This is a genomic window from Lachnospiraceae bacterium KGMB03038 (assembly GCA_007361935.1).
In the GTDB taxonomy this organism is placed as follows: Bacteria; Bacillota; Clostridia; order Lachnospirales; family Lachnospiraceae; genus Massilistercora.
On sequence record CP041667.1, the window covers coordinates 1,975,864 to 2,000,839 of the forward strand.

22 protein-coding genes are annotated in these 24,976 nt (G+C 48.3%); 2 read left to right on the forward strand and 20 right to left on the reverse strand.

Annotated elements, in window-relative coordinates; translation table 11 throughout:
- Positions 1–13 precede the first annotated feature (13 nt).
- The gene (locus tag FND36_09490) at positions 14–532 is read right to left on the reverse strand and encodes a hypothetical protein (protein QDW74245.1); all 519 of its coding nucleotides are present in this window, start codon (positions 530–532) and stop codon (positions 14–16) included.
- The gene (gene spoIIIAA, locus FND36_09495) at positions 529–1,470 is read right to left on the reverse strand and encodes a stage III sporulation protein AA (protein ID QDW74246.1); all 942 of its coding nucleotides are present in this window, start codon (positions 1,468–1,470) and stop codon (positions 529–531) included. The genes FND36_09490 and spoIIIAA overlap by 4 nt, the downstream gene beginning before the upstream one ends.
- 112 nt (positions 1,471–1,582) lie before the next feature.
- Between spoIIIAA and FND36_09500 the strand changes: the two genes are divergently transcribed.
- Positions 1,583–2,773, forward strand: a complete 1,191-nt coding sequence (locus FND36_09500; protein QDW74247.1) for a metallophosphoesterase — start codon at positions 1,583–1,585, stop codon at positions 2,771–2,773.
- 39 nt (positions 2,774–2,812) lie between these two features.
- Here FND36_09500 and FND36_09505 read toward each other — a convergent pair whose 3' ends face one another.
- The 18 genes from FND36_09505 to FND36_09590 all read right to left on the reverse strand — a co-directional run bounded on the left by FND36_09505 (position 2,813) and on the right by FND36_09590 (position 24,594).
- Positions 2,813–3,673, reverse strand: a complete 861-nt coding sequence (locus tag FND36_09505; GenBank protein QDW74248.1) for a YitT family protein — start codon at positions 3,671–3,673, stop codon at positions 2,813–2,815.
- Between the two features lie 30 nt (positions 3,674–3,703).
- Positions 3,704–5,011 (reverse strand): M18 family aminopeptidase, encoded by a 1,308-nt coding sequence (locus FND36_09510; protein ID QDW75597.1) that lies wholly within the window; start codon positions 5,009–5,011, stop codon positions 3,704–3,706.
- An 8-nt stretch (positions 5,012–5,019) separates the two neighbouring features.
- Positions 5,020–6,246 carry a peptidase T gene (pepT, locus tag FND36_09515; GenBank protein QDW74249.1) on the reverse strand — a complete coding sequence of 409 codons (1,227 nt, stop codon included), beginning with the start codon at positions 6,244–6,246 and terminating at the stop codon, positions 5,020–5,022.
- An 81-nt stretch (positions 6,247–6,327) separates the two neighbouring features.
- A complete protein-coding gene (locus FND36_09520; protein QDW74250.1) occupies positions 6,328–7,722 on the reverse strand; it encodes a peptide MFS transporter in 1,395 nt (464 codons plus the stop codon).
- 100 nt (positions 7,723–7,822) lie between these two features.
- Positions 7,823–8,719, reverse strand: coding sequence for a LysR family transcriptional regulator (locus FND36_09525; protein QDW74251.1), 897 nt, complete (start codon positions 8,717–8,719; stop codon positions 7,823–7,825).
- Positions 8,692–9,222 carry a methylated-DNA--[protein]-cysteine S-methyltransferase gene (locus tag FND36_09530; GenBank protein ID QDW74252.1) on the reverse strand — a complete coding sequence of 177 codons (531 nt, stop codon included), beginning with the start codon at positions 9,220–9,222 and terminating at the stop codon, positions 8,692–8,694. The genes FND36_09525 and FND36_09530 overlap by 28 nt, the downstream gene beginning before the upstream one ends.
- A gap of 118 nt (positions 9,223–9,340) precedes the next feature.
- The gene (locus tag FND36_09535) at positions 9,341–11,428 is read right to left on the reverse strand and encodes a polyribonucleotide nucleotidyltransferase (protein QDW74253.1); all 2,088 of its coding nucleotides are present in this window, start codon (positions 11,426–11,428) and stop codon (positions 9,341–9,343) included.
- 201 nt (positions 11,429–11,629) lie between these two features.
- Positions 11,630–11,896 (reverse strand): 30S ribosomal protein S15, encoded by a 267-nt coding sequence (gene rpsO / locus FND36_09540; GenBank protein ID QDW74254.1) that lies wholly within the window; start codon positions 11,894–11,896, stop codon positions 11,630–11,632.
- Between the two features lie 121 nt (positions 11,897–12,017).
- Positions 12,018–12,920 carry a bifunctional riboflavin kinase/FAD synthetase gene (locus FND36_09545; GenBank protein ID QDW74255.1) on the reverse strand — a complete coding sequence of 301 codons (903 nt, stop codon included), beginning with the start codon at positions 12,918–12,920 and terminating at the stop codon, positions 12,018–12,020.
- 11 nt (positions 12,921–12,931) lie between these two features.
- The gene (gene truB, locus FND36_09550; GenBank protein QDW74256.1) at positions 12,932–13,837 is read right to left on the reverse strand and encodes a tRNA pseudouridine(55) synthase TruB; all 906 of its coding nucleotides are present in this window, start codon (positions 13,835–13,837) and stop codon (positions 12,932–12,934) included.
- Positions 13,834–14,787 (reverse strand): bifunctional oligoribonuclease/PAP phosphatase NrnA, encoded by a 954-nt coding sequence (locus tag FND36_09555; protein QDW75598.1) that lies wholly within the window; start codon positions 14,785–14,787, stop codon positions 13,834–13,836. Before FND36_09555 ends, truB begins: the two co-directional genes overlap by 4 nt.
- Positions 14,777–15,160 (reverse strand): 30S ribosome-binding factor RbfA, encoded by a 384-nt coding sequence (rbfA, locus tag FND36_09560; GenBank protein ID QDW74257.1) that lies wholly within the window; start codon positions 15,158–15,160, stop codon positions 14,777–14,779. Before rbfA ends, FND36_09555 begins: the two co-directional genes overlap by 11 nt.
- A gap of 60 nt (positions 15,161–15,220) precedes the next feature.
- Complete coding sequence (infB, locus tag FND36_09565; protein QDW74258.1) at positions 15,221–18,022, reverse strand: translation initiation factor IF-2; 2,802 nt, start codon at positions 18,020–18,022, stop codon at positions 15,221–15,223.
- A gap of 14 nt (positions 18,023–18,036) precedes the next feature.
- Positions 18,037–18,360, reverse strand: coding sequence for a 50S ribosomal protein L7ae (locus FND36_09570; protein QDW74259.1), 324 nt, complete (start codon positions 18,358–18,360; stop codon positions 18,037–18,039).
- On the reverse strand, positions 18,347–18,625 hold the full coding sequence (locus FND36_09575; GenBank protein QDW74260.1) for a YlxR family protein: 279 nt from the start codon (positions 18,623–18,625) through the stop codon (positions 18,347–18,349). Before FND36_09575 ends, FND36_09570 begins: the two co-directional genes overlap by 14 nt.
- A gap of 9 nt (positions 18,626–18,634) precedes the next feature.
- Positions 18,635–19,879 carry a transcription termination/antitermination protein NusA gene (nusA, locus tag FND36_09580; protein QDW74261.1) on the reverse strand — a complete coding sequence of 415 codons (1,245 nt, stop codon included), beginning with the start codon at positions 19,877–19,879 and terminating at the stop codon, positions 18,635–18,637.
- 18 nt (positions 19,880–19,897) lie between these two features.
- Complete coding sequence (gene rimP / locus FND36_09585) at positions 19,898–20,365, reverse strand: ribosome maturation factor RimP (GenBank protein QDW74262.1); 468 nt, start codon at positions 20,363–20,365, stop codon at positions 19,898–19,900.
- A gap of 167 nt (positions 20,366–20,532) precedes the next feature.
- Positions 20,533–24,594, reverse strand: a complete 4,062-nt coding sequence (locus FND36_09590) for a hypothetical protein (GenBank protein ID QDW74263.1) — start codon at positions 24,592–24,594, stop codon at positions 20,533–20,535.
- Positions 24,595–24,733: 139 nt separating this feature from the next.
- Here FND36_09590 and FND36_09595 point away from each other — a divergent pair, with 139 nt between their 5' ends.
- Positions 24,734–24,964 carry a helix-turn-helix transcriptional regulator gene (locus FND36_09595; GenBank protein ID QDW74264.1) on the forward strand — a complete coding sequence of 77 codons (231 nt, stop codon included), beginning with the start codon at positions 24,734–24,736 and terminating at the stop codon, positions 24,962–24,964.
- The last annotated feature ends 12 nt before the right edge of the window (positions 24,965–24,976 follow it).

The following is a 24,976-nucleotide window of genomic DNA, read 5'->3' on the forward strand; positions in this document are numbered from 1 at the left end:
TACGCCTCCCCTTTTACAACAGCAGGACAGCCACAAACATGCCGCTCATCACGCCCAGGCAGTGGCACAGTCTCACCTTCGTCTTCATCTCTTCTCTCGCTTCCTCAATGGTTCCCCCAAGCTGTTCCAGGTATAGATCTATGGTCCTTATCTGAAGTTCTAAATCTGCGCTGCCAAGCTGAGCGCCAAGGCTTTTCAGCCGCTGGATCTCTTTGTCTGGAAGCTGGGATGTGCCCAGGGATGCATCGATACTCTCCGACCATATCTGCGGAAAGGTTCCTCTCTGGCGTTTCCCCATTTCCTTTGCAAGCCCCGCAAGCCAAGTCCTGTAGGGTTCTTCCTCACGCCTCCCGATCATTTCAAAGATTTCTCCCAGATGGGAGCGGGCATAACGCATCTCCCCCTGCAGGGAGCAGATCAGCCGCTGCAGGCGCAAAAGCTGTGTGTATTGACTGCGGATATCTCCTGCTTTCGCCATCCCCATCAGGGCGGCGGCCCCGACCACTAAGACAGCTCCCGCGATCTTCATCATGACAGGCTCCTTTCCGAATAGAGAAGGCTTCCTCTCTCATCATAGACCCCTTCCACCTGCCCCACATAGTCTTCCCGTCCCAGCACGATATAGCGCTCAAACCGCTTCTTTGCGATCATCTCGCCAAACAGCGGCTTTTTCTTTAACTCTTCCATAGACTGTCCGTGTACCGTCACCAGCATTTTACAGCCGCAGTGCATAGCGTATTCAATAGCATGTACATCTTCCGCTGTGCCGATCTCATCTGCCGCGATCACCTCCGGGCCCATAGAACGGATCAGCATGATCATCCCTTCTGCCTTAGGGCAGGCGTCCAGCACGTCAGTACGCATCCCCAGATGATTCTGAGCCACTCCCATGTAACACCCCCCGATCTCCGAACGCTCATCCACTACCCCCACCGACATGCCGCGGATATAGGTGTTCCCGCCTGAAACCTGCCGGACAATATCCCTAAGAAGGGTAGTCTTTCCGCAGCGGGGCGGGGATACGATCAGCGTATGGCAAAGTCTTTTATTTCCTGTAATAAAAGGAAAAATTTTATCCGCGCATCCCAGCACCTCATGAGACATACGGATATTGACAGAAGAGATATATTTTAGATTCTTCACCCTTCCGCCTTCCATGATCGCCTGTCCTGCCATTCCGATTCTATGTCCTCCTTCGATGGTAATAAATCCCTGGCGCATTTCCTGTTCGTATGCGTACAGAGAATAGTTGCTGACATATTCCAGCAGTTCCCGGATGTCCTCTTTTGTCACCTGGTAAGGTCTGCCCTGGCGCCGTCCTGGAATCAGTTCTCCGCCCCGATAGATCAGCATGAGCGGCTGCCCTACCCGCAGCTTGATCTCCTGAAGAAACGCATATTGCAGTTCTTCCTTTTGGATCAGGATCCGCACGCTTTTTGGCAGTACATTTAAGATTCTCTTTTCCTGCATTGTTGTCCACCTCTTTATACACCAATATATGTTGCGGCTTTTCATTTATTCCTGAATATGTTACAATCCGGGTAATTGATTTTTATCCTGATCTGGTATAAGGAGGTCTGTTATGATCGCTATTTTTTTAGCGCCTTTCTATGTTTTATTTCATATTTACATTTTCCGCTGGCTGATCCGCTGGATGTCTGCCTGCAGCGTGCATTTCCAGAAACCGCTGTCAAAGGGATTGGTCCTGGCAGTCTACTGTTTTCTTGCGCTGTCCATCCTGCTGGCCTTTTTTCTGCCGTTTCGTTGGCTCAAAGCGCTCTCTAATCTTTGGTTCGGAGCGATCTGCTACATATTTCTGGTGGTAGCGGCCGCGGACTTGATCCGCCTGGTTTTGAAATATCTTGTAAAAGTCCCGGCGGAAACCCTTTCTTCCCGGAAAGTCTTCGCTGCCGTTGGAAGTGTGTGTATCCTTCTCATTCTATCCCTGACCGTCTGGGGTTACGCATGCGCCCGCAATATCCAGACTACTTCCTACCAGGTAGCTGTGGACAAATCCTGCGGCCGTCTGGACTCCCTCCGGATCGTCCTGGCGGCTGATCTTCACTTGGGATACAATATGGGCGAAGCCCAGATGGAACAGATGGTAGAAAAAATCAACGCCCAGGATCCGGACCTTGTTGTCTTTGCGGGAGATTTCTTTGATAACGATTTTGATGCGGTAAAAGATCCTGACCGGATTGCCGCCATTCTCCGAAAGATAGAGAGCCGTTACGGCGCTTACGCCTGCTATGGCAATCACGATATTCAGGAAAAGATACTGGCCGGATTTACCTTCCCTTCTAATGAAAAGAAAGTCAGCGACCCTCGGATGGACGCATTTCTTGAAAATTCCGGCATCCGACTGCTGCAGGATGAGTCCCTGCTGATCGAAGATTCTTTCTACCTTATTGGGAGAGCCGACCGTGAGCGTCCCGGAAGAGGCATAGATAAGCGGATGACGCCCGCAGAATTGACAGAAGATATGGACAAGACAAAGCCCATCCTGGTCATAGACCATGAGCCGGATGAACTCGCTGATCTTGCGGCCGCAGGCGTGGACTTGGATCTATCCGGGCACACCCATGATGGACAGTTGTTCCCCGCCAATCTGATCGTCAGCCTTCTGTGGGAAAATTCTTACGGATATCTGGAAAAAGACGGTATGCACAATATTGTCACCTCCGGCGTGGGCGTCTTCGGACCAAATATGCGGGTAGGGACAAAGAGCGAGATCTGTGTGATCGACTGTCAATTGGGGCCGGGGGATTTTTAAAAATCCCCCGGCCCCAATTGACAAGCATCCGTATCTGTTTTACTCATTAGGTTTGAAATAAAACCGTCCAGAGACCTGCTCTGTCCGCAGCACATTTGTAAATGCGTGGGGATCCGCTTCCCGGATAGCCCGCACAACTTCCTTCTGCTCCGCGCTGGAGACAACGGAGTAGACCACCTTCCTCTCCCTGTGCTCATGGGACCCTTCTCCCTCCAGGATCGTAGCTCCGTGATTGCTCGTCCGGGAGATGGCTTCATACACGTCTTTCGCCTGATTCGTGACGACAAGAAGGGTCTGCTGCTGGTATTTCTTGTACAAGATATGCAGCACCTGGGTAGAGGCGTACTGGAAAAAGATAGAGTAAAGCGCCTTGTCCCATCCGAACAGGATACCCGCCGACACCAGGATCACAGCATTGATCCCCAGCACAATATTGAAGGAGTCCACTCCCTTCTTCTCGGACAGGTGAATCGCGATAAAGTCTGTTCCTCCTGTGGTCGCGTTGACCGCCAGGCACATGCTGATGACAAGGCCGTTGATCATGCCGCCAAAAATCGAGATCAGCAGGGTATCGTATGTGATCACATAAGCCGGAAGGATATCCGTCAGCACACTGGTCAGCACGATCGACAGACCTGAGAACAGAGTAAATTTCTTCCCGATATATCGATAGCCGATATATATAGGCACGGCGTTGATCGCCACGTTCAGAACCGTATACGGAATCTCAATATGAAAGAATATCTCTCCCGCGCGCTGGAACAAAAGTGTCAGACCTGTGGCCCCGCCCGGGAAAAGTCCTCCCGTGCGCACGAATGTCTTGATATTCAGCGCCATGATGGCAGATGCGGCAGCAATAACGAGAATCCTTTTGATATCCTTTCCTGGTTCAAATTTCATAATATCCTGAAACCTCTCTTATGATTTTTCTTACCGCCGAAGCGTATATTCACTGATTCCGCTGTTAAAAAAGGCTTCGACAGCCCGAATCATAAAGGCGCAGTCCCGCACGCCCGCAGTCTCATAGGCTGAGTGCATGGAAAGCTGAGGAAGTCCAATATCCACCGCGTTCATAGACACCTGGGACATGGCGATATTCCCCAGGGTACTTCCGCCTTGCATGTCGGAGCGGTTGGCGAAGAACTGAAGGGGAACTCCCGCCTTTGCGCAGATCCCTTTCCACACAGCGATGCTGACCGCATCGCTTGTATACTGCTGCCCGGCATGAGACTTAACGACTATCCCCTCATTCATATAGACACAATTGTTCTCATCCGTCTTCTCCGGATGGTTCGGGTGCACCGCATGGGCGTTATCGCAGCTGACCATAAAGCTGGACGCCACTGCGCGGCGCAGTTCCTCCGCCGTTTTCCCCAGGCCGTCATTGATCCGTTCCAGCACATCCCGAAGGAACGTAGACGCGGCGCCCTGCTTTGTATTGGACCCAACTTCCTCGTTGTCAAAACAAGCGAACACATTCACCGCGCGCTTATCAGTCCCTCTCAAAAATCCGATAAAAGATGCATAAGCGCTCTGCAGATCGTCCAGATGGGGTGCTGAGATAAACTCTCGTTCTTTCCCCCAGATAGAAGGCTGCATGCGGTTGTAGAGATAGAGATCCATACCAAAAATCTCCTCCGGTCCCGCCTCCAGTTCTTCTGCCACGATCTGTCTTACAGCTCCTTGTGCATCGGCCGCTTCCCCCGCAAACAGAGGGAGCATATCCACCTGCTTATTGATGGAACTCTTCTCGTTGATCTCCCGGTTCATGTGGATGGCGACACTTGGGATCAGCGCCAGATCCCGGTCGATCTTCACCAATTTCTCCCGGAAGCCGTCTTCCTCCTTCAGGATAACACGCCCAGCCAGCGAAAGCGGCCTGTCCATCCAGGTGGCGCACAGACCGCTCCCGTATCCCTCTGTGTTGAGCTTCATATAACGGCCCCTTACCGAAAGTTCCGCTTTCTCTTTCAGCTTAAACGCAGGGGAGTCACTATGGGATGCCGCAACCTTAAAACTGTAATCCTCCAGCGCGGAGCCGACCCGGAAAGCAATGATGCTGGATCCGTTCCGCACTGTATAGTACGCTCCGCCCGGCCGGATATCCCAGCTCTCCCGCTCCGGAAGGCACTGGAATCCGTGTCCCTTGAGCATACAGGCAAAATTATCCGCCGCGTGAAAGGCGGTGGGACTGTCCGCCAGAAAACGGATCAGCCCCTGTATATCCTCATCATACATTTCCATGTCTATTTCTCCTCATATGCGGCGTAGCTCTTCAGAATATCTTTAACAATGCCTACTGCCAGATCCATACCCTCTACTGTGATGTGTTCAAAGGGGCCATGGAACGCGGATCCGCCTGTCCCAAGATTCGGACACGGCAGCCCCTTGAAGCTGAGTCTCGCTCCATCCGTGCCGCCGCGCACCGGGGAAATATCCGGTGTAAGCCCCGCGTCTGTGATAGCCTTCTTGGCAATGTCAACCAGATGCATGCAGGGTTCGATCTTCTCCCGCATATTGTAGTAAGACTCCGCGATCTCCAGCTCTACCGTTCCCTCGCCGTACTTCTCGTTCATTTCCTTTTGGATCCGGCGCAAGGTCTCATGACGCTGCTTAAATTTTTCTCCGCTGTGGTCGCGAACCAAATACCGCATCTGCGTCTTCTCCGTATTCCCATTGAAAGCCATCAGATGGAAGAACCCCTCGTACCCTTCCGTTGTTTCCGGCCGCTCGTCCGGCAGTCTGGACTGAATCTCCATGCCGATGAGCTGGGAGTTCACCAGGATTCCTTTTGCGCTGCCAGTGTGCACGTTCACACCGTGGATTGTAAAATATGCTGTGGATGCGTTAAAATTCTCAAACTGAATCTCGCCTTCGATATCTCCGTCCAGCGTATAGGCAAAATCTGCGCCAAAGCGTTCCACATCGAAGTTTTTAGCGCCCCGCGCGATCTCTTCATCCGGGGTAAAGCCAATACAGATCTTTCCATGGGGGATATTCTCCTTCAGGATCTCATCCGCCGCTGTGATGATCTCCGCTATGCCCGCCTTGTCGTCCGCGCCCAGGAGCGTAGTTCCGTCTGTGGTGATAAGGGTTCTCCCTTTCATGTTCTTCAGATGCGGGAACTCTTTGACAGAGAGCACTTTCCCGCTCTCTCCCAGTTTCACGTCCTCTCCGTTGTAGTTCTTGGTGAACTGCGGATGGATATCCTTTCCGGGGAAATCCATCACAGTATCCATATGGGCGATAAGACCGATGGCCGGCTTGTCCTCATAGCCGGGAGTGGCCGGAATCTCCGCGTAGAGGTAGCACATGTCGTTGAGTTCCACTTTTTCAACACCAATGTCCTTTAACTCCTGCGCAAGAAGCCTGCCCAGTTCAAACTGTCTCTGGGTGGACGGAACCGTCTCGCTCGTTTCGTCACTTGTCGTCCAGACATTTACGTACCTTAAAAATCTCTCATATGCCTTCATAGCTTTTTCCTCCTTATTCTTGAAATGCCAGGGATCCGCGTCTTCTTGCGGCCCTGACATTTTTATGTTCGTTCTATTTTATTAATCCTCGTCTTCCACCAGCTTGTTCAGCTTCTTGTTTGTCGCAACCATGAAGAGCGCGCACAGAAGAAGAAGAATGAAGATTGCCACGAGAACCGGGAAGATATTCATGTTCTCAATGATCACCTGAACATAAGGGCTTAACTTGGAAGCGCAGAATGTCGCCACCGTGATAACGCCCATGAGAAGGGACAGGTATTTCTTCGGCGCGTACTTGCTGACGAAGGCGTTGCGAAGCGGTGAGAAGCACATCTCGCCGATGGTCAGAAGAAATACAAATCCTACCATCCACAGTACACTTACCTTATTGCCAGCCGGTGAACCCACGCCGCGGGTGAACTCTGCCAGCACGACCACTCCGAAGGCACATCCAAGGAACAAGAAACTTAATCCAATCTTCTGGAACATGTTCAGGTCGCCCTGGGGTCTCTCGGAAAGCTTTCTCCAAACAGCCGCCATCACACCGCCAAGCGCCACGCACAGCAGTCCGTTAAGAGAGGTGTTGATCCAGCCCGGCGCAATCTCGATCCCTGCCAGGTGCATATCCACGTACTCGGTCATATAGATGGTCAGCGCCAGCTCGTTCTGGTAGTAGAACAGCCAAAAGATAATAGAGAAAGCAGACACAAGGATGATGGCCCACACTCGTCTCTTCTCCGCTCGTGTCAGAGGCTCAGCGGACTTTTCTTTCTTCTTGTCCTTCTTGCTGTCCTCGCCGATGATATTGCCTTGAGTGTCTGTCAGGTATTTAAAGGGTTTTTTGCCCTGGCCCTGAAGAGATTTCCAGTTTGCCACAAACCATACGGCAGCGATCAGGCAGAATACGGCGCTTAAGAAGAAACACTGACGGAATCCCAACACATCGCCGTTTTTAAATGTATTCAGATACAGGTAGCCCGTTGCCACAGATCCCACAAAGGAGCCGATATTTACAAAAGAATACTGGATTGAAAACGCGGAATCCAGCATACTCTTATCATCATACATACGTCCCTGTATCGCGGACAGATTGCCCTTGAAGAATCCGGTTCCGATAGAGATGACGATCACCATCAAGTTCACCATAGCCGCGTTTGCCGCCTTCCAGCCGATCAGGTAGCCAATAGCCATGATAACACTTCCTAAAGGGATGGCGTATCTGGCTCCCAGCCAGCGGTCGCTGATGTAGCCGCCGATGATCGGCGCCAGGTAAGTATAGGCTGTCAGGTTGGCCGCGATCACGGCAGCCTGCGCATTGTCGATCCCCAGACCGCCCTCTCCCACCGCCTTGATCAGAAACAGTAGCAAAATTGGCTTTGCCCCGTAGTAAGCCAGTCTTTCAAACGTGAATGTCAGATTGCAGACATAAAAGCCCCAAGGGTGCTTTTTCTTCACTGCTGTTGTACTTTCTCCCATTTTTCTCATTTCCTCCTAACGTTCAGCATCATACCTAAAATTCTACATCTGTACCACCTGAGACTCAAACAAGAAAAAGCTATGCAGTGATAAGGAAAAGTTATTCTTCCATTTTATCTTTCAATATCTTAATGAATTTCGATACATTCTTTTTCTCCGACGCGCGGAAATAATAAAGCCGAATCGCGCATGTCTCCTCATAGTCCGCCAGCTGTCGGATCTCCCCGTCCCCGCGCCAAAAGTAACGGCTGTCTACAAAGGCGAAGGCATCGTTAAACTCCACCTTGATCTTCATGGTCTCCACATTCTTCACCTCGATGAACCGACACCCGTCCTCCAGGCGGCCGCGAGCTTCCTCCTGGACGCTGCAGCTGTAGGAGGAGGCCAGATAGCACCGATGCCCCCGCAGGTCATCCAGCCGGAGCGGTCCGTAAGGGATCGTAGTATTCTTACCCACATAGACACCGATCCGGGAACCGGTTAGATTCTCCCCCGCCACCCCAGGCTCATCCTCCAGCGCCTGGTTTTCGTAGCCGATGAACACGTCCAGTTCATGGTTCTTCATCATCCGGGCTCCGATCATATTATCCAGATTGTAACACTCCATCTTCTCACCAACCCTCAGGAAATTGGGATCATACACCTGCTCATAAGTCATCCACATCTTCTTGTTGATAGCGCTGTCAATTCCGATGTACGTCACCTCCCGATTCCGAAATTGCTCAATCTCCCGCGTCATCCGCGCCTCTATCTCCAGCATCTCCTTAGCCCGGCGGTAAACAATCTGTCCCAACTCTGTGGGAACTACCTCGCCCTTGCCCCGGTTGATCAGTTTTCCGCCCGCCATTTTCTCCAGAGATGAGATGTTCTGGCTGATGGCCGTCTGAGACACATAGTTGATGTTGCCCGCTTTTGTAAAACTCCTGTTCTCGATCACATCTACAAAATATTTATACTTCCATATACTGCTCACATCCGCGCCCTCCCGCCGGGAAATAAGAACTGGTTATCCGCCTTTTCCAGCTCTAGTAGCTTCACCTTTTTCTCGATTCCCCCTGCATACCCTGTCAGGCTGCCATTGGCCCCTACCACCCGGTGGCAGGGTACGATGATAGAGATCTGGTTATGGCCCACCGCTCCGCCTACCGCCCGGGCGGACACCTTCTTTCCCCCTCTTTTTCCGGCCAGTCTGCCGGCAATCTCTCCATAGGTCATAGTCTGACCGTAAGGGATCGTACGGAGGATTTCCCATACTTCTTTCTGGAAATCTGTTCCTCTTAAGTGGAGCGGCAGGGGAATCCGCGGCTCTTCTCCCGAGAAATAAATGTCCAGCCACTGTTTCGCCGCTTGAAATAGGGGAATCTCTTTTTCTTCCCGCTCTTTGTCAAGATGAAGCCCAAAATATTTCTGTCCTTCAAACCATAATCCGGTAAGGCATGTTTCGTCTGCCGCCAGCAAGATCCTGCCTATAGGCGACTGATAATGACTGACATACTGCATAACCATTCCTCCTTCTTCTGAATTTTTCTTTTTGAAAAACCCCGTATCCGTCTCACACGGTTACGGGGTTCCTATGCTCTTTATGGATCCTTTTATTCTATTCTGTCAGAAAGACGGCTTATTCCGCTACATCCTTCATACTGAATGAGAATCTTCCCATCTTGTCTTTTCCAAGGCATACAACTTTTACAACATCGCCCAGTGTCAGTACATCTTCCACATGGTTGACTCTTTCTTTCGCAAGTTTGGAGATATGCACCATTCCCTCTTTGCCCGGCGCGAATTCCAGGAACGCGCCGAACTCTTTGATGCTGACTACCTTTCCTTCCAATACCTGTCCCGCCTCAAAATCGGTGACAATGATATGGATCAGCTTGCGGGCCTCTTCCATGCTTGCCGCTTCTGTTCCGCAGATGGATACGGAGCCATCGTCCTCAATATCGATCTTCACTCCAGTCTGCTCGATGATCGCGTTGATGGTTTTTCCTCTCTGGCCTACCACATCGCCAATCTTCTGAGGATCGATCTGCATCTGGATGATCTTCGGAGCGTACGGCCCTACTTCCGGTCTTGGCTCGGCGATAGTCTTTGCCATCACTTCATCTAAGATGTACAGTCTTGCCTTCCTTGTGGCCGCGATCGCCTCCTCGATGATCGGTCTGGTCAGGCCGTGGATCTTAATATCCATCTGGATCGCGGTGATCCCTTCATGGGTTCCAGCCACCTTGAAGTCCATGTCTCCAAAGAAATCTTCCAGTCCCTGGATATCGGTCAGCACCAGATAATCATCATCGGTCTCACCGGTCACCAGTCCGGCAGAAATACCTGCCACCGCAGACTTGATCGGCACTCCCGCAGCCATCAGGGACATAGAGGAAGCGCACACGCTGGCCTGAGAGGTAGATCCGTTGGACTCGAAGGTCTCTGATACGGTACGGATCGCGTAAGGGAACTCTGTCTCATCCGGCAGTACCGGGAGAAGGGCGCGCTCTGCCAACGCTCCGTGTCCGATCTCACGGCGTCCCGGTCCTCTGGAAGGTCTAGTCTCTCCCACAGAATAGGAGGGGAAATTATAATGATGCATATATCTCTTGGAAGTCTCCGCCTCATCCAATCCGTCCAGTCTCTGGGCCTCCGCAAGGGGAGCCAGTGTAGTAATCGTACAGATCTGGGTCTGTCCACGGGTAAACATAGCAGAGCCGTGGACTCTCGGGATCAGATCTACTTCTGCCGCCAAAGGCCGGATCTGGTCAATCGCTCTTCCGTCCGGACGCTTGTGATCCTTTAAGATCATCTTGCGCACCGTCTTCTTCTGATACTGATATACTGCCTCGCCAAGCACTTCCAGCCAATCTTCTTTCTCTGCGAAAGCTTCTTCCAGCTTCTCCGTGATCTGGCGGATATTTTCCTCTCTTACCTGCTTTTCATCAGTAAATACCGCTTCTTCCATCTGAGCCGGAGGCACGATCTCCTTAATTGCCTCGAACAATTCTTCCGGAACCGCGCAGCTCTCATAAGAATGTTTCGGTTTTCCGCACTCTGCCACGATGGTCTCGATGAATGCGATCACCTTCTGGTTCAGCTCATGCGCGGCAAAAATCGCGTCGATCATCTGCTGTTCCGGAACTTCCTCCGCCCCAGCCTCGATCATGATCACTTTCTCTTTGGTAGACGCAACCGTCAGAGACAGTTTGGAGACTTCTCTCTGGGCCGCTGTCGGGTTGAATACCAGTTCGCCGTCGACCAGTCCCACTTGAGTAGAAGAAATCGGGCCGTCAAAAGGAATGTCTGAGATGGTAGTGGCAATCGCCGCTCCCAGCATAGCCGTCAATTCCGGGGAACAGTCCTGATCTACAGACAATACCAGATTCTCCAGCGTTACGTCATTGCGGTAATCCTTTGGGAATAACGGACGCATGGGCCGATCGATCACACGGCAAGTCAGGATCGCGTTCTCAGAAGCCTTGCCCTCTCTCTTGTTAAAACCTCCCGGAATCTTTCCTACTGCGTACAGACGCTCGTTATACTCCACGCTGAGCGGGAAAAAGTCGATTCCTTCCCTGGGTTTCTCTGAGGCGGTAGCCGTACAGAGCACGGTTGTATCTCCATAATGCATCAGCACCGCTCCATTTGCCTGCTTCGCTACCCGGTCCACATCCACGCGCAGCGTTCTGCCGGCAAGTTCCATTTCATACTTTTTGTACATAGTGGTCTCCTTTATCTTTTTTTCTTCAGGGAAGGGAGCGCCGAAACTACTGAAAAATACACTTTGCGAAAAGAAAATATACTTTTCAGTGGTCTCGGAGTCTCTCCCTGCCCATAATCTTAGTTATTGTATCATATCTGCCGGGATAACGCAATTAGGGACGGGGTATTTTTAAAAATACCCCGTCCCTAATGAAAAGAATTACTTTCTCAATCCAAGTCTCTCGATCAGTGAACGATATCTCTCGATGTCGATCTTCTTCAGATATGCCAGAAGTCCTCTTCTCTGTCCTACCATCTTCAGAAGTCCTCTTCTGGAATGATGATCCTTCGGATTGTTCTTGAAGTGCTCTGTCAGGTCATTGATCCTTGCTGTCAGGATCGCTACCTGAACCTCCGGTGAACCTGTGTCTCCCTCGCTTCTTCCATACTCAGCGATAATCTGTTCTTTCTGTTCTTTTGAGATCATTCTAGTCTCCTCCTTTATAAACTTCATCTAAACGCCAGGTATTAAGTAATGGTCGGAGTTTCCGATTACCGAACACCGGCTGCTGCCACTAGGACAGTATAGCATATGCCTCCATCCTTCTTCAAGCATTTTTTATAAAATATTCCCGTCCGCTTTCAATATCCCGGTCAATCGCCGCTTTCATCTCCTGGATATCCGCGAATTTCCTTTCCGGCCTGCGGAAATCCAAAAGCTCCACCCGGACTTCTTTGTCATAGGCGCTGCCTTCATAGTCAAAAAGAAAACTTTCAGCCAAAACTTTATCTTCTGTGGAAACTGTTGGTTTGACTCCCACATTCGTAATCCCGGCATAGCATTTGCCGTCTAGCCAGGTTCTGCTGAAATACACGCCTCTGGGAGGAACAATCTTAGCCTGGGGCCACTCTACATTAAAGGTGGGGAATCCAAGTGTCCGTCCAAGTCTCCTGCCGTGCTCCACCACTCCTTTGATGCTGTAAGGATACCCCAGCAGCTTGTCCGCCAGCTGGATATTCCCTTCCGCCATCAATTCTTTGATATAGGTGCTGCTGATGATCCTGCCCTGGTACCGTTCTTTCTCCAGAACGATGGCTTCATAGCCATAAGCCCCGGCATATTCTTTCAGCATATCCGCGTCTCCGCCCTGCCCATATCCAAAATGAAAATCCGTTCCCACCACCACGTATTTGGCGTGGAACACTCCGCAGATGATCTCTTTGATGAATTCTTCCCCGCTCATTTTCCGAAGTTCTTCTGAGAAGGGACATTCCACCAGATAATCCATAGAATCTTCCAGATGAGCCGCCCGCTCCTCCTTTGTCATAAGGATTCCAGTCCGCTTCATATCGAAGGCGCAGACCGCCGCGCGGACCTGTTCTGTCTGCCTAAGCTGCGCCACCTTGCGGATCAAAGTCTGATGGCCTCTGTGAAGCCCGTCAAACTTACCAAACGTAACCGCGGATCTGCGGGTATCTTTATAATGTTCAAGTCCTTTTAAGTATTCCATAATTAATCCCTTCAGCTGCCGCAAAACATTTTTACTGCTTTATATTCTTGTGTCTTTTTCTGGTAACCATACAAGGCAAGGAAATCTCCTTTTTCATTATACAGCCTGACCCGTTCTCCATCTTCCGCGCGCCCTTCTGTCCGGATCATTCCCCGGCGGAGACTGTTCCCATTAAGCGCCAGCTTCTCCCACCTGGCTTCCACATACACGGCGGGATATTCCTGGAACAGAGAATCAATAGATCTTAAGATTTCTCCCAGGGTTCCCTGTTTCTGCCTCTGCTCGATTTCTTCCAGCGTATGGGCGCCGCTCTTTTCAAAAGGTCCTGCCTTTGTCCGCACCAGGGATTCCATACATCCAAAACATCCAATCTCTCTCCCGATGTCATCGCATAAGGTTCTGATATAGGTTCCCTTGGAACAGTTGACTCTCATCCTTATCCTTGGAAAATGGATATCCAGAATCTTTATCTCATGGATCCTCACCCTGCGCGCCTTACGTTCTACCGTCTTTCCTTCTCTGGCAAGTTCATAAAGCTTTTTACCATTTACTTTCAGCGCCGAATACATGGGTGGAATCTGATCATAGTCTCCTATGTAATTCTTCACCGTCTCTTTCAGTCTTTCCTCAGTTACGGCTGAGGCATCTCCTTCTTCCAGCACTGTTCCGGCTGTATCCTGCGTATCTGTCCGCACTCCCAGAAGAAGCACCGCCTCATAGGTCTTGTCCTGATCTGTCAAAAGCTCGCATACCTTTGTGGCCCGGCCAAGACAGATGGGAAGGACCCCTTCAGCCTCCGGGTCCAGCGTTCCCGTATGGCCGATCTTTCTCTGACCTGTGATTCCCCTCAGCTTAGCCACCACATCATGGGAGGTGAAGCCTTTCTCTTTATAAACATTCAAAATCCCATTGATCATACCGGTTCCCCCAGCTGATCCTCGATCAGGCCCGACAGATTGTTGAGCACGTCATGAGGGGTCCCGGCCATAGTGAAACCGGCTGCTCTTTTATGGCCGCCGCCGCCCAGATACTGAGCTATCCTGCTTACATCCACCTGTTCTTTCGAACGCAGGCTGACTTTATAGACACTGGGTTTCAGCTCATACATGAAAACGGCGACTTCTACTCCTTTGGTATCCCTAAGATGGCTGACAATCCCATCCAAAGCTTTGGGCTCTACGCCATAGAATTCCATCTCCCGCCTGCGGATATAAGAGGCGATACATCTTCCATCCATGAAAAGAATACTCTCCATCAGCGCCCGCCCCAGCACCTGGTTCTGGGCATAGCTCTTTTCTACATAGGTCTTGCGGATCAAGGCAGGCGCATCCACTCCCCGTTCCATCAGATCCGCCGCCGCCCGCAGAGTGGCCGGCGAGGCGCAGGAGTACTGGAACACTCCGGTGTCATGGACGATCCCAAGATACAGAGCCTCCGCTACAGGAAGCGTGATCTTCTCCTTGTCGATCAGATCATAGATCAATTCTGATGTGGAACTCGCATCGGGGACCACATAATTTTCTTCCCCGAAGCCTTTATTGCTGATATGGTGATCCACACAAAGCGTATGGGCCGCCTGTTCAAAAAGAGTCTGTGAGAATCCAAGTCTTTCCTTATCTCCACAGTCCAGACAAATGAACAGATCATACTTTTGATCCTTTGGCGCCTCATGTCGGATCTCCCCGGAACGTTTCAGAAACTGGTAGGACCTGGGAATCTGTTCCAGATAAATGTCCACCGTCTTCCCGCTGTAATTTTCCAGGATATAAAGATATAATCCCATACAAGAACCGGTACAGTCCCCATCCGGCCTCTCGTGGCCTCCAATGGCGATAGTATTTGCCTGCGCGATCATTCTATTGAGCATCTTTTTCACCTTCCGTCTCCATTTGGCCAGTTACTTCTTCTATCTTTTTAGACATATTTACACCATATTCAATGGATTGGTCCAGTATGAAATGAATTTCCGGTGTATTGCGCATGTTCAAAGTCCGTGCCAGTTCCCGGCGGATATACCCTTCCGCGCTTTCTAATCCCTGTATCGTCTCCTTCTGGGCCTTCTCATCTCCCAGCACACTGATATACGCCTTGCATGTCTTTAAATCCGGGGCCACCTCCGCGGCCACCACAGACGTCCATGGGGCAACCCTTGGGTCTTTCAGGCCGCCCCGGATAATGCTGCTTAATTCCCGCTGGACTTCTACATTCACTCTAGTGTTCTTAATACTTCTTTTCCGCAATTTTCTTCCTTCTTTCTTTTCAAAGCAGGAGGATTTTGAAAGGCCGTTTCAGATCCAAGACTATCTTGGAACTTCCACCATCTTGAACGCTTCCACCTGGTCGCCTTCCTTCACATCATTAAAGTTTGCGAATACGAATCCGCATTCATATCCTGCCCGCACTTCTTTCACATCGTCTTTGAACCGCTTCAGCGAAGCAAGAGAGCCTTCGTAGACCACGATACCATCCCGGATGATCCGTGCGGAACAATCTCTCTCAAAAGTTCCGTCCAGCACATAGGATCCCGCGATCGTACCAACGCCGGAAGCCTTGAACAGCTGGCGCACTTCCGCATGGCCCAGAACCTTCTCCTCGAATACCGGGTCTAACATACCCTTCATAGCCGCTTCCACATCTTCAATGGCATTGTAGATTACCCGGTACAGACGGATATCCACTCCTTCTCGTTCCGCGGTTTCTTTGGCTGTAGCATCCGGCCGCACATTGAATCCGATAATGATCGCGTTGGAAGCGGAGGCCAGGCTCACGTCTGACTCATTGATCGCTCCGACGCCGCCATGGATGATCTTCACCACTACTTCATCGTTGGACAGCTTCAGAAGGCTCTGCTTAATGGCCTCGACAGACCCCTGCACATCTGCTTTCACTACAATGCCCAGTTCTTTTAAGTTTCCTTCCTGGATCTGAGTAAACAAGTCATCCAGAGAAAGTTTCGTCTTTGTCTCTTCCAGAAGTTTTACTTTGCTCTGAGAAATAAAGGTCTCAGCGAAGCTTCTGGCTTCTTTGTCATTTCCGCAGCCTACCAGTACTTCTCCCGCATTTGGCACATCGTTCAGTCCCAGGATCTCTACCGGCATAGACGGTCCGGCCTCTTTCACTCGGCGCCCTTTGTCGTCCATCATAGCTCTGACCTTGCCGTGAGCCGCTCCTGCCGCCACCGCATCGCCGATACGCAGGGTTCCTTTCTGTACCAGCACTGTCGCCACAGGACCTCTTCCTTTATCCAGCTCAGCTTCCAGCACAAGTCCTCTTGCCCGCCGATTTGGGTTGGCTTTTAATTCCATAACCTCCGCGGTCAGAAGAATCATCTCCATCAACTCATCCAGACCTTCTCCGGTCTTTGCGGATACCGGTACAAAAATGGTGCTTCCTCCCCAGTCTTCCGGAATCAGCTCATACTCGGTCAGTTCCTGTTTTACCCGCTCTACATTGGCGCTTGGCTTATCAATCTTATTCACTGCCACGATGATCTCTACACCCGCCGCTTTGGCATGGTTGATCGCTTCAATGGTCTGCGGCATCACGCCGTCGTCCGCCGCTACTACCAGAATAGCGATATCTGTAGAGCTGGCTCCCCGCATACGCATCGCTGTAAAGGCTTCATGGCCCGGTGTATCCAGGAAGGTGATCTTCTCCCCGTTTCTCTCTACCACGTAAGCGCCGATATGCTGGGTGATACCGCCGGCCTCTCCGCCGATCACATTGGTATGGCGGATCGCATCCAAAAGGGAAGTCTTACCATGGTCTACATGGCCCATGACACAGACAACCGGAGGACGTTTCTTCAGTTTCTTTTCATCCTCTTCTTCCTCTTTCAGAAGTTCTTCGATCACATCCACCACTTCTTCTTTCTCGCAGAGGATATCGAATTCCAGCGCGATCTCTTCCGCGGTTTCATAATCAATCTCCTGGTTTACCGTCACGATCTTGCCCTGCATAAAGAGTTTCTTCACGATCACAGAAGGTACCACCTTCATCTTATCTGCCAGATCCTTGATAGTAAGGACTTCAGGAATCGTAATGGATTTGATTTCTTCCTCCTGCTTCTGGGCTTTCGGCTGGGGTTTCTGAAGCTGCGGCTTTGGCTCTGCCTTCTGCTTCTTTCCCTTTGGCTTGCGATCTTCTTCCTCACGGCGGTACTCTTTTTTCTTATAATCGTCTTTCCCTTTGCCTTTGCTTCTCTGCGGTTTCTGAGCCGGCGTCTCCGGAGCCGGGATGCTTCCCTGGTTCCGTCTTCCTTCATTGTTCCGCCTTTCTCCATGTCCGCCGGAACGGTTCTGGCCTCTCTCACCGCCCCTGCTCTGGCCTCTTTCGCCAAAGTTTCGATTCTGGTTTCTGTCGCCGCCTCTGCTCTGGCCTCTTTCGCCGGAATTCCGGTCGTTCCTTCCTCTTTCGCCGGCAGGTCTCTCCGCGTTTCCGCGCTCGCCGCCGTTTCTATCCGCGGCGCTTCTTCCGCTGCTATTCTTTTCGCTTGCGTTTACGGCTCTTCCCTGAGGCTGCTCAGATGGACGGCTGCTCTGCGCCGGCTTGGGGCTGTGATCCGCCTGAGTTTTCACCGGCTGCTGGGTCTGAACCTTTGGCGCCGCTTCCTGTTCCGCCGTCTTCGGCTGCTTTTTCTCAAGCGCTTTCTCAAATGCCTTCGCCACAGATTTTTCCGTTGAACGCACAGGCGCCTGCCCTTTTTCCGCCGCGGGACGGCCCGGCTGTCCCGGACGGTTCTGCGGTTTCGCCGGACGGCCGTTATTTACCTGCATAGGTCTTCCCTGGGAGATCCCAGACTTGCCGCCTCCTGCCGGACGTCTTCCCTGACGCGCTCCATTCTGGGTGTTCTGCGGACGGAAGACATGGACGATATTCTTCTTCTTTGGCGTTTCCCCCGCGGGTTTCTCTGCCTTCTCCGAAGACTTTTCCTCCTCTGCCCCGCTTTTGTTAAAGGCGGCTTTTACCATCTTTACTTCCTCTTCTTCCAGAGAGCTCATATGATTTTTCACTTCTATCTTCTTCCCCGCAAGGAACTCTACCAGTTCCTTGCTTGGAACATCTAATTCTTTCGCTAACTCGTATACTTTCATCTTCGACATACACACTACCTCCATTATGCAATTGTATTCTCTTCTGTGTCCAAATGTTTCCTGATTCCTTTTGCAAACCCCTCATCCGTCACCGCAAGGGATGCCCGGAACTCTTTTCCCATTGCATGGCCCAAGGTATCTTTATCTTTATAAAAATAGATTGGTACTCTATAAAAACTGCACATATTCTGGAATTTCTTCTTCGTATTCCCGGAGGCGTCCCCGGCTACGATCACCAGCGCGGCCCGGCCGGATTTTACCTCTTTCTCTGTGCAGAACTCTCCGCTTGCCACTTTCCCGGCCTTCACAGCCAGACCGATCAATGACAGCGCCTTATTCTGACTCAAGACATTCCATCTCCTTTTCCAGGGATTCATATACCTCCGGCGGGATCGCCTGGCCAAAGGATCGCTCCAAGCCTTTGCATTTCCTTGCTTTTTCCAGGCACTCTCGGTTGGGACACAGATAAGCTCCCCGGCCATTTTTCTTTCCGGTAGCATCCAGCAGGAACTCCTGCTCAGATGTGCGGATGACCCGGATCATCTCTTTTTTGCTGCGCATTTCCTGACAACCCACGCATTTCCGCAACGGTATCTTTTTATTTTTACTCAAATGATCACCTTATTCCTCTTCTGACTCCTGCTCTCCATCTGCTTCCCCGTCATAAACGGCATCTTCCGGCGCTTCCTCATAAGACTCATCATAGCCTTCTTCGTAAGCCCCTTCTTCGTAAGATTCATCCTCGTAAGACTCATCGTAGTCTTCTTCATACATTTCTTCCTCAAACACGCCTTCGCTCATCTCCATATAGTTCTCCGGCAGTTCTCCAGATTCGATCGCCTGAGTCTCGCTCTTGATGTCGATCTTATATCCTGTCAGCCTCGCGGCCAGTCTGGCGTTCTGTCCTTCTTTGCCGATAGCAAGTGAAAGCTGGTAGTCCGGCACGATAACGCTTGCCGTCTTCTCATCCGGGTCTGCCATAACAGAGATGACCTTCGCCGGGCTTAACGCGTTCTCGATCAGGATCGCCGGGTTATCGCTCCAATTGATGATGTCGATCTTCTCTCCCCGCAATTCATTGACGATGGCATTGACTCTGGCTCCATTCATTCCCACACATGCGCCTACCGGATCTACATCCGGGTCGTTGGACCATACCGCGATCTTGGTCCTGCTTCCAGCCTCTCTGGCAATGCTCTTGATCTCCACAATCCCGTCTCTGACTTCCGTCACCTCTGATTCAAACAGACGCTTTACCAATTCCGGATGAGTACGGGACACTAAGATCTTTGGCCCTTTTGTGGTGTTCTTTACTTCTACCACATACAGTTTGATCCTCTCTGTCGGCTTAAACACCTCTCCTTTTACCTGCTCGTTTTCTGTCAGCATGGCGTCTGCCTTACCCAGGTTGATGCTGATGTTTCTCCCCACATAGCGCTGTACGATTCCCGTCACGATATCTTTTTCTTTCTCAAAATACTGATCGTAGATCACCTTGCGCTCTTCTTCCCGGATCTTCTGCAGGATCAGGTTCTTCGCGTTCTGGGTCGCGATACGTCCAAAGGATTTAGATTCAATAGGGATCCGCACGATATCGCCGATCTCATAAGTACTATCGATCTCTTTTGCCTCTTCCAGGCTGATCTGCTCCAATTTGTCTTCCACTTCTTCTACCACCTCTTTCTCGGCGTAGAGCTGGTAGTCGCAGGTCTCCCGGTCCATGATCAATTTGATATTGTCGGCTTTCCCAAAATGGTTCTTACAGGCATTTAAAAGAGAATTCTCGATCGCGTCCAGCAGAGTCTCTTTGCTGATGTCTTTCTCCTTCTCCAATAGGTTCAATGCTTCCAGTAATTCCGTATTCATTCGTTTCTCCTCCTTAATCTAAAAATCAAACGCCAGGCGGATCAAAGCGATATCGCCTTTGTCAAATGTTTTTTCCGTCTCGTCTGCAAGCGTAATGGTTACTGTATCTTCATCGTAATCTTTTAAGATTCCGGTAAATTCTTTCTGTTTGTCGATCATGCGGTAAGTCTTGACCTCTACCTCTTCTCCCAGGCTCCTCTTGAAGTCCTTCTCCTTCTTCAAAGGACGGCCAAGCCCTGGGGAACTCACTTCCATGATGTAGGCGTCTTCGATAAAATCTTCCTGATCCAAAAGATCCGAAAGTCTTCTGCTGACCTTCTCACAATCATCGATGCTGATTCCTCCGGTTTTATCAATGTAGGACCGGAGGTACCAGGTACTCCCCTCCTTGACATACTCCACATCTACAAGCTCAAATCCATATTCATCCACAATGGGCTGCAGAAGCTGTTCTGTTTTCTGCTCGTAAACTTCTCTTTTAGACAATGTAAAATTCCTCCTTACCAACAAAGAAGAGTGAACTTTCGTTCACTCTTCTGCCGGATTTCTATGTAACTGTAGGTTAGTATAGCACTCCTTTTGCAGAAATTCAAGGGTTTTCCTAATCTTTTTGAACTTTTAAACACCAAAAAACAAAACGTATTTGTGCAGATCTACTTTTCGTGCCGTCTCCACATTTTTCCAGTTCCTATTCCAGCAATAATAATTCCAGAAAGAGCACAAACCAATAGCCATATCTCCACCCCTTTATCGCCTGTATCCGGTGTTTGCTGTTGTTCTCTCATCCCTTCACTATCCGCCGAATTGTCTTGTTCATCTGGATTAGTTCCCATTCCTTCCTGAGAACTTAGTTTTGATAAGGTCACTTTCTCCAGCGATGTCTCAATCATTCCATTCTCATCTTCATAATAACGGTCACACTCTGGACAATACCAATACTCTATATTTCCAGTATGTTCACTATCCGGCTTCTTCTCATCTACTTTTTCCAAAGGATGTGTACAAGCCCCTTTACTCCGTACAATCACCTTACAAACGGCCATCTGATCTCTGTTGTCTTGTGATACACAATAAATATTTGTGGTTCCTTTGGATATTGCGGAAACTTTCCCTTCTTCCACTCTTGCAATATTTTCGTCCCCAGTCAACCAGAAAACCTGTTGCCGTGTCGCTTCATCTGGGGAAATCTTCACCTCCATTAATGCACTTCCACCAGTCTCTAATATCAAAAAAGTTTCTTTCAATTCTAAGCTCTCTACTGGCCGATAAGTTTCTTCTGGATTCTTATTTAAATAAATTGTATTTTCTGTCACTCCATTTCCGTCTATATCTAGCTCCACTGTACCATCACCACGGATTTGTTCAATCGATGTCCGTAATATATTTCCCGCTTCGATTCCCTGATTTTCAAATGAGTATGTGGTTATTTCTCCTTCTTTTTCCTCCGCAAGCTCAAAGCTCACAAGCCCTTTATCAACCCCTGCTATTTCTAATTTGTAATCCGCATCCTTGTAAAAACAGAGCACTTTTGCGTATTCTCCCGAATACGGTCGATAAACAACGGAAAATTGTCCATATTCATTTGAAATATTATTTTCCTCGCCGTCACGAAGTTTGGCAACCAATGTGCCATCTGGCGCATATACCGATACATCCACTGGACAGGATATAACTGATTTCAACGCAAACTGAACAGATTCTGGAATCTCTATTCCTTCTTCCAGATTAAAAAAGCATCTCTCTTCCAAAGTTTGGATTGTTTCCTTAACAACTTCCTCTTTCTCAGAGTATCCACAATCCGTAAAAATATTAATCAGGCCTTCTACTTTACACATATTCAGATAGGCTTCTTCTCCTTTTACACGCAACATATACAAGAGAGAATAATTATCATAGAAATCCCAGGCATTTTCAGCACTTTGATCAGTCAAAAAATTCTTTTTGCTTTCTTCGAGCTTTTCCCTATAGTGGGAAGATAACGTAGAGTAACCTTCTACATATGCAACTCCTTGCACCAGTTTTCCCACATCCATAATCCGATTTACAAAATAGGCTTCTATCTTAAGCACTAAAAGAAATTCATTTAAAGTTGCTGCACCTGTCTGTCCAATAGCAGCTTTTAGGATTGCATCTGAAATCTTAGCTTTTACCGATGTCTTATCCACAATATCCATTGCAAAGTCTGTTAATTCCCCCCAGGTCCCCTCTTTCATATCCCTTAAAATCTTTTTTGCAGCCAACCGCATTTCCAAGGGGAGGTCTAGGGCCAATTCTACTTCATTTAGAAATGTCCGGTACTGTTCATATACCTGCAATTTACTATCTAATTGTATGATATCTTCCACATGCTGTATTGACATATCTACAATATCCAGCGTTTTTGTCGCATACCCCATCGCTTTATAAAACTGTCCAAACCCAGAGGTCTCGTCCAGAGTAAATGATAATTTAAAAGAGTTCAAATCACTCCCCTGTGTTTTTACATCGCTATAAACTCCAATTGCTTCATTGGATCTTAATGCCTTTCGAAGTTCATTACGGTTCTTACATTCGTTCAATTTTTTAATCAACTGATCTGCATATACCTTTCCCGCTTCGGTTACCGTTCCTGACAATTTACTGACATCAGAAATATATGTCATTTTTTCCACATCGAAAGAAGCTGTTTCCATAAAATCATAGAGCATGTCCTGATACTTGACCACACCAGGATAATCCCCTTCTATATAGGTCGACAAATCCGTCCAGTCACTCAATTCATTATTGAAGATTAGACCGTCCGCAATCAAAAGACCTCTCGCAACTGCTCCTTTTCCGGTATTATGAAGCCAGTCATAAAAATTGTAAGCGCAGTAAGTCTCATCCGTAGTTAAGGTGAGATAAGCATAGCGCTCATTCGTCGTTTTACTTAAATACTGGATTCCTTCCTTTGCGTCTAAAAAACCGTACTGATTAAACAGCTCCGTATACCGCTGAAATTTTGTTTCCTCAGAAATTTCACTGTTGCTGATCTCTTCCCATTGTGCATAGACTGCATCTGAGGTGTACTCCTTTACTTTTTCAATAATAAACTGATCCGTTTTACTGGTTTCCTGATTGCCAGAACCGTTTCCATCCTGCCAAATAAAAATTGGATACTTCTCCCCCATTTTCCAAATATCCACAAAATCAAAGCCTGAAAAGTTGGATTCTAACTTAAACTCTTCTTCAGAAAGCTCTAATACACCAGAGGCACTTCCATCGGTATCTACTTCAGCAGTTCCCTTCGCATAATAACAATTATTTACTTTGACAGTTTCTATATCTCCTAAATATAAATTTGCCCACCCCACTAAAGAAGCTACTTTAGTCTCTGCCGTTACTATTCCTACATTATAGGATGAGTTGACATCAAACCTTGTACTTACACCTATAATTCCTCCTACACAAGACGACCCTTGTATTTTTCCTATATTATACACATTTCTAAAATAGCCATCTCCCCTATCTAAGGCAGCTTCTCCACATATTCCACCAACGCAATCTTCTCCAAACACATTCCCTTCATTACAAATTTCTTCTAAAGATGCTGAAATTGAATCAGCAGCAACAACATCTATACAACCGCATATTCCACCTGTCGATTCCTTTCCTGTCACTGTTCCAAAATTTTGAGTTCGTTCAATATCAAATCCATTACAATTCAAATTTATCCGTAATTGTCCTATAATTCCGCCCGTATATGATACCGTCCCTAAGATATCTCCATAATTATTACAATTTTTCAAAATAATCTTTTCAGAACCACCTCCTGACGTATCGGATCCCAAATTGTTTCCAATAGAAGCTCCACCCCATATTCCCCCAGTCCTAGTCCTACCAGATACTTTTGCTCTATTTGTTACAGAAGTTAGTGTTAACCCTTTATTCCCTCCAGAACTAAAAAATCCTCCTATCCCCCCTATATCTGAATTTTCTCCTATGACCTCGCCTTCCACATTACAATTCGTTATTTCTACTTTACAATATGCATATCCAACCAAACCGCCCACATATGATTGTCCTTTAATATAAATATTCTTCAATTGCAAATTTTTAATAACAAGTTTTCTATCAATCCAATTATATACTTCAATTGAATTAAACAACCCCACTCTATCCGAATCGCTATTCATATAAAGCCCATAAATTGTATGTTGTTTCCCGTCAAATGTTCCGAAAAAGTTCTCTACTCCTGGCCATTCATTTTTTGGTGCTGTCTTATCCCACTCATCATAATCTGTTATATCATTCAAGTAAATATTTTTTGCCAAAGCAAAATGGGCTGTCTGATATTCTCCTTCCTGATTGTTTACAACCTCTGCAAAAGCTAATAGTTCCTCATCTGAAGAAATCAAATATGGGCTTTCCTCCGTTCCATTTCCACCAGAAAATGGTGATTCATTCTCTACGCTCAATCGATTTTTCTGCTTTTGGGATTTTGCATTATTACTTAATTCAGAATTATCTTCAAAAGGCTTGTCTTCTTCCTGATTATCCAGCACATTGGAATCATCTTTCCCCAACTCTTGATTATCTTCTGTTATATTTTCTTTCTCTCCATTTTCAGGAGTATCGGTTACTTCTACCTCATTCTCTACTTCCGTTGGTGTAGCTGCCACTGTTTGCATAATACTTCCCGCACTTAATATAATCGCTACAATTAATGCAATTACTTTTTTCCACTTTATGCTCATATCTTTTCATCCCCCTCTATAATAATTCCCAAAATTATTATGAGGATTTTTCCTCATATCATCATAGATTAATTATATGGGATAATTAACAAATAGTAAAGGATATTTTTAATCATATATGAACAGTAGGGAGTAATTTATGATTTCATTTGAGCCTTTCAGAAAATTATTAAAAGAAAAAGGCATCAGCACCTATTATCTAAGACATAAATGTGGATTATATAATTTGGATAGTAAAACAATTCAAAGACTTATGGCTGACGAATCAGTTTCAACAAACACTCTAAATGCTTTATGCAATATTTTTGATTGTGATATTTCGGAGATTGTACAATTCATTCCAGACAACAATATTTCTCAAAACGAATGAAAGAAGTCTTGA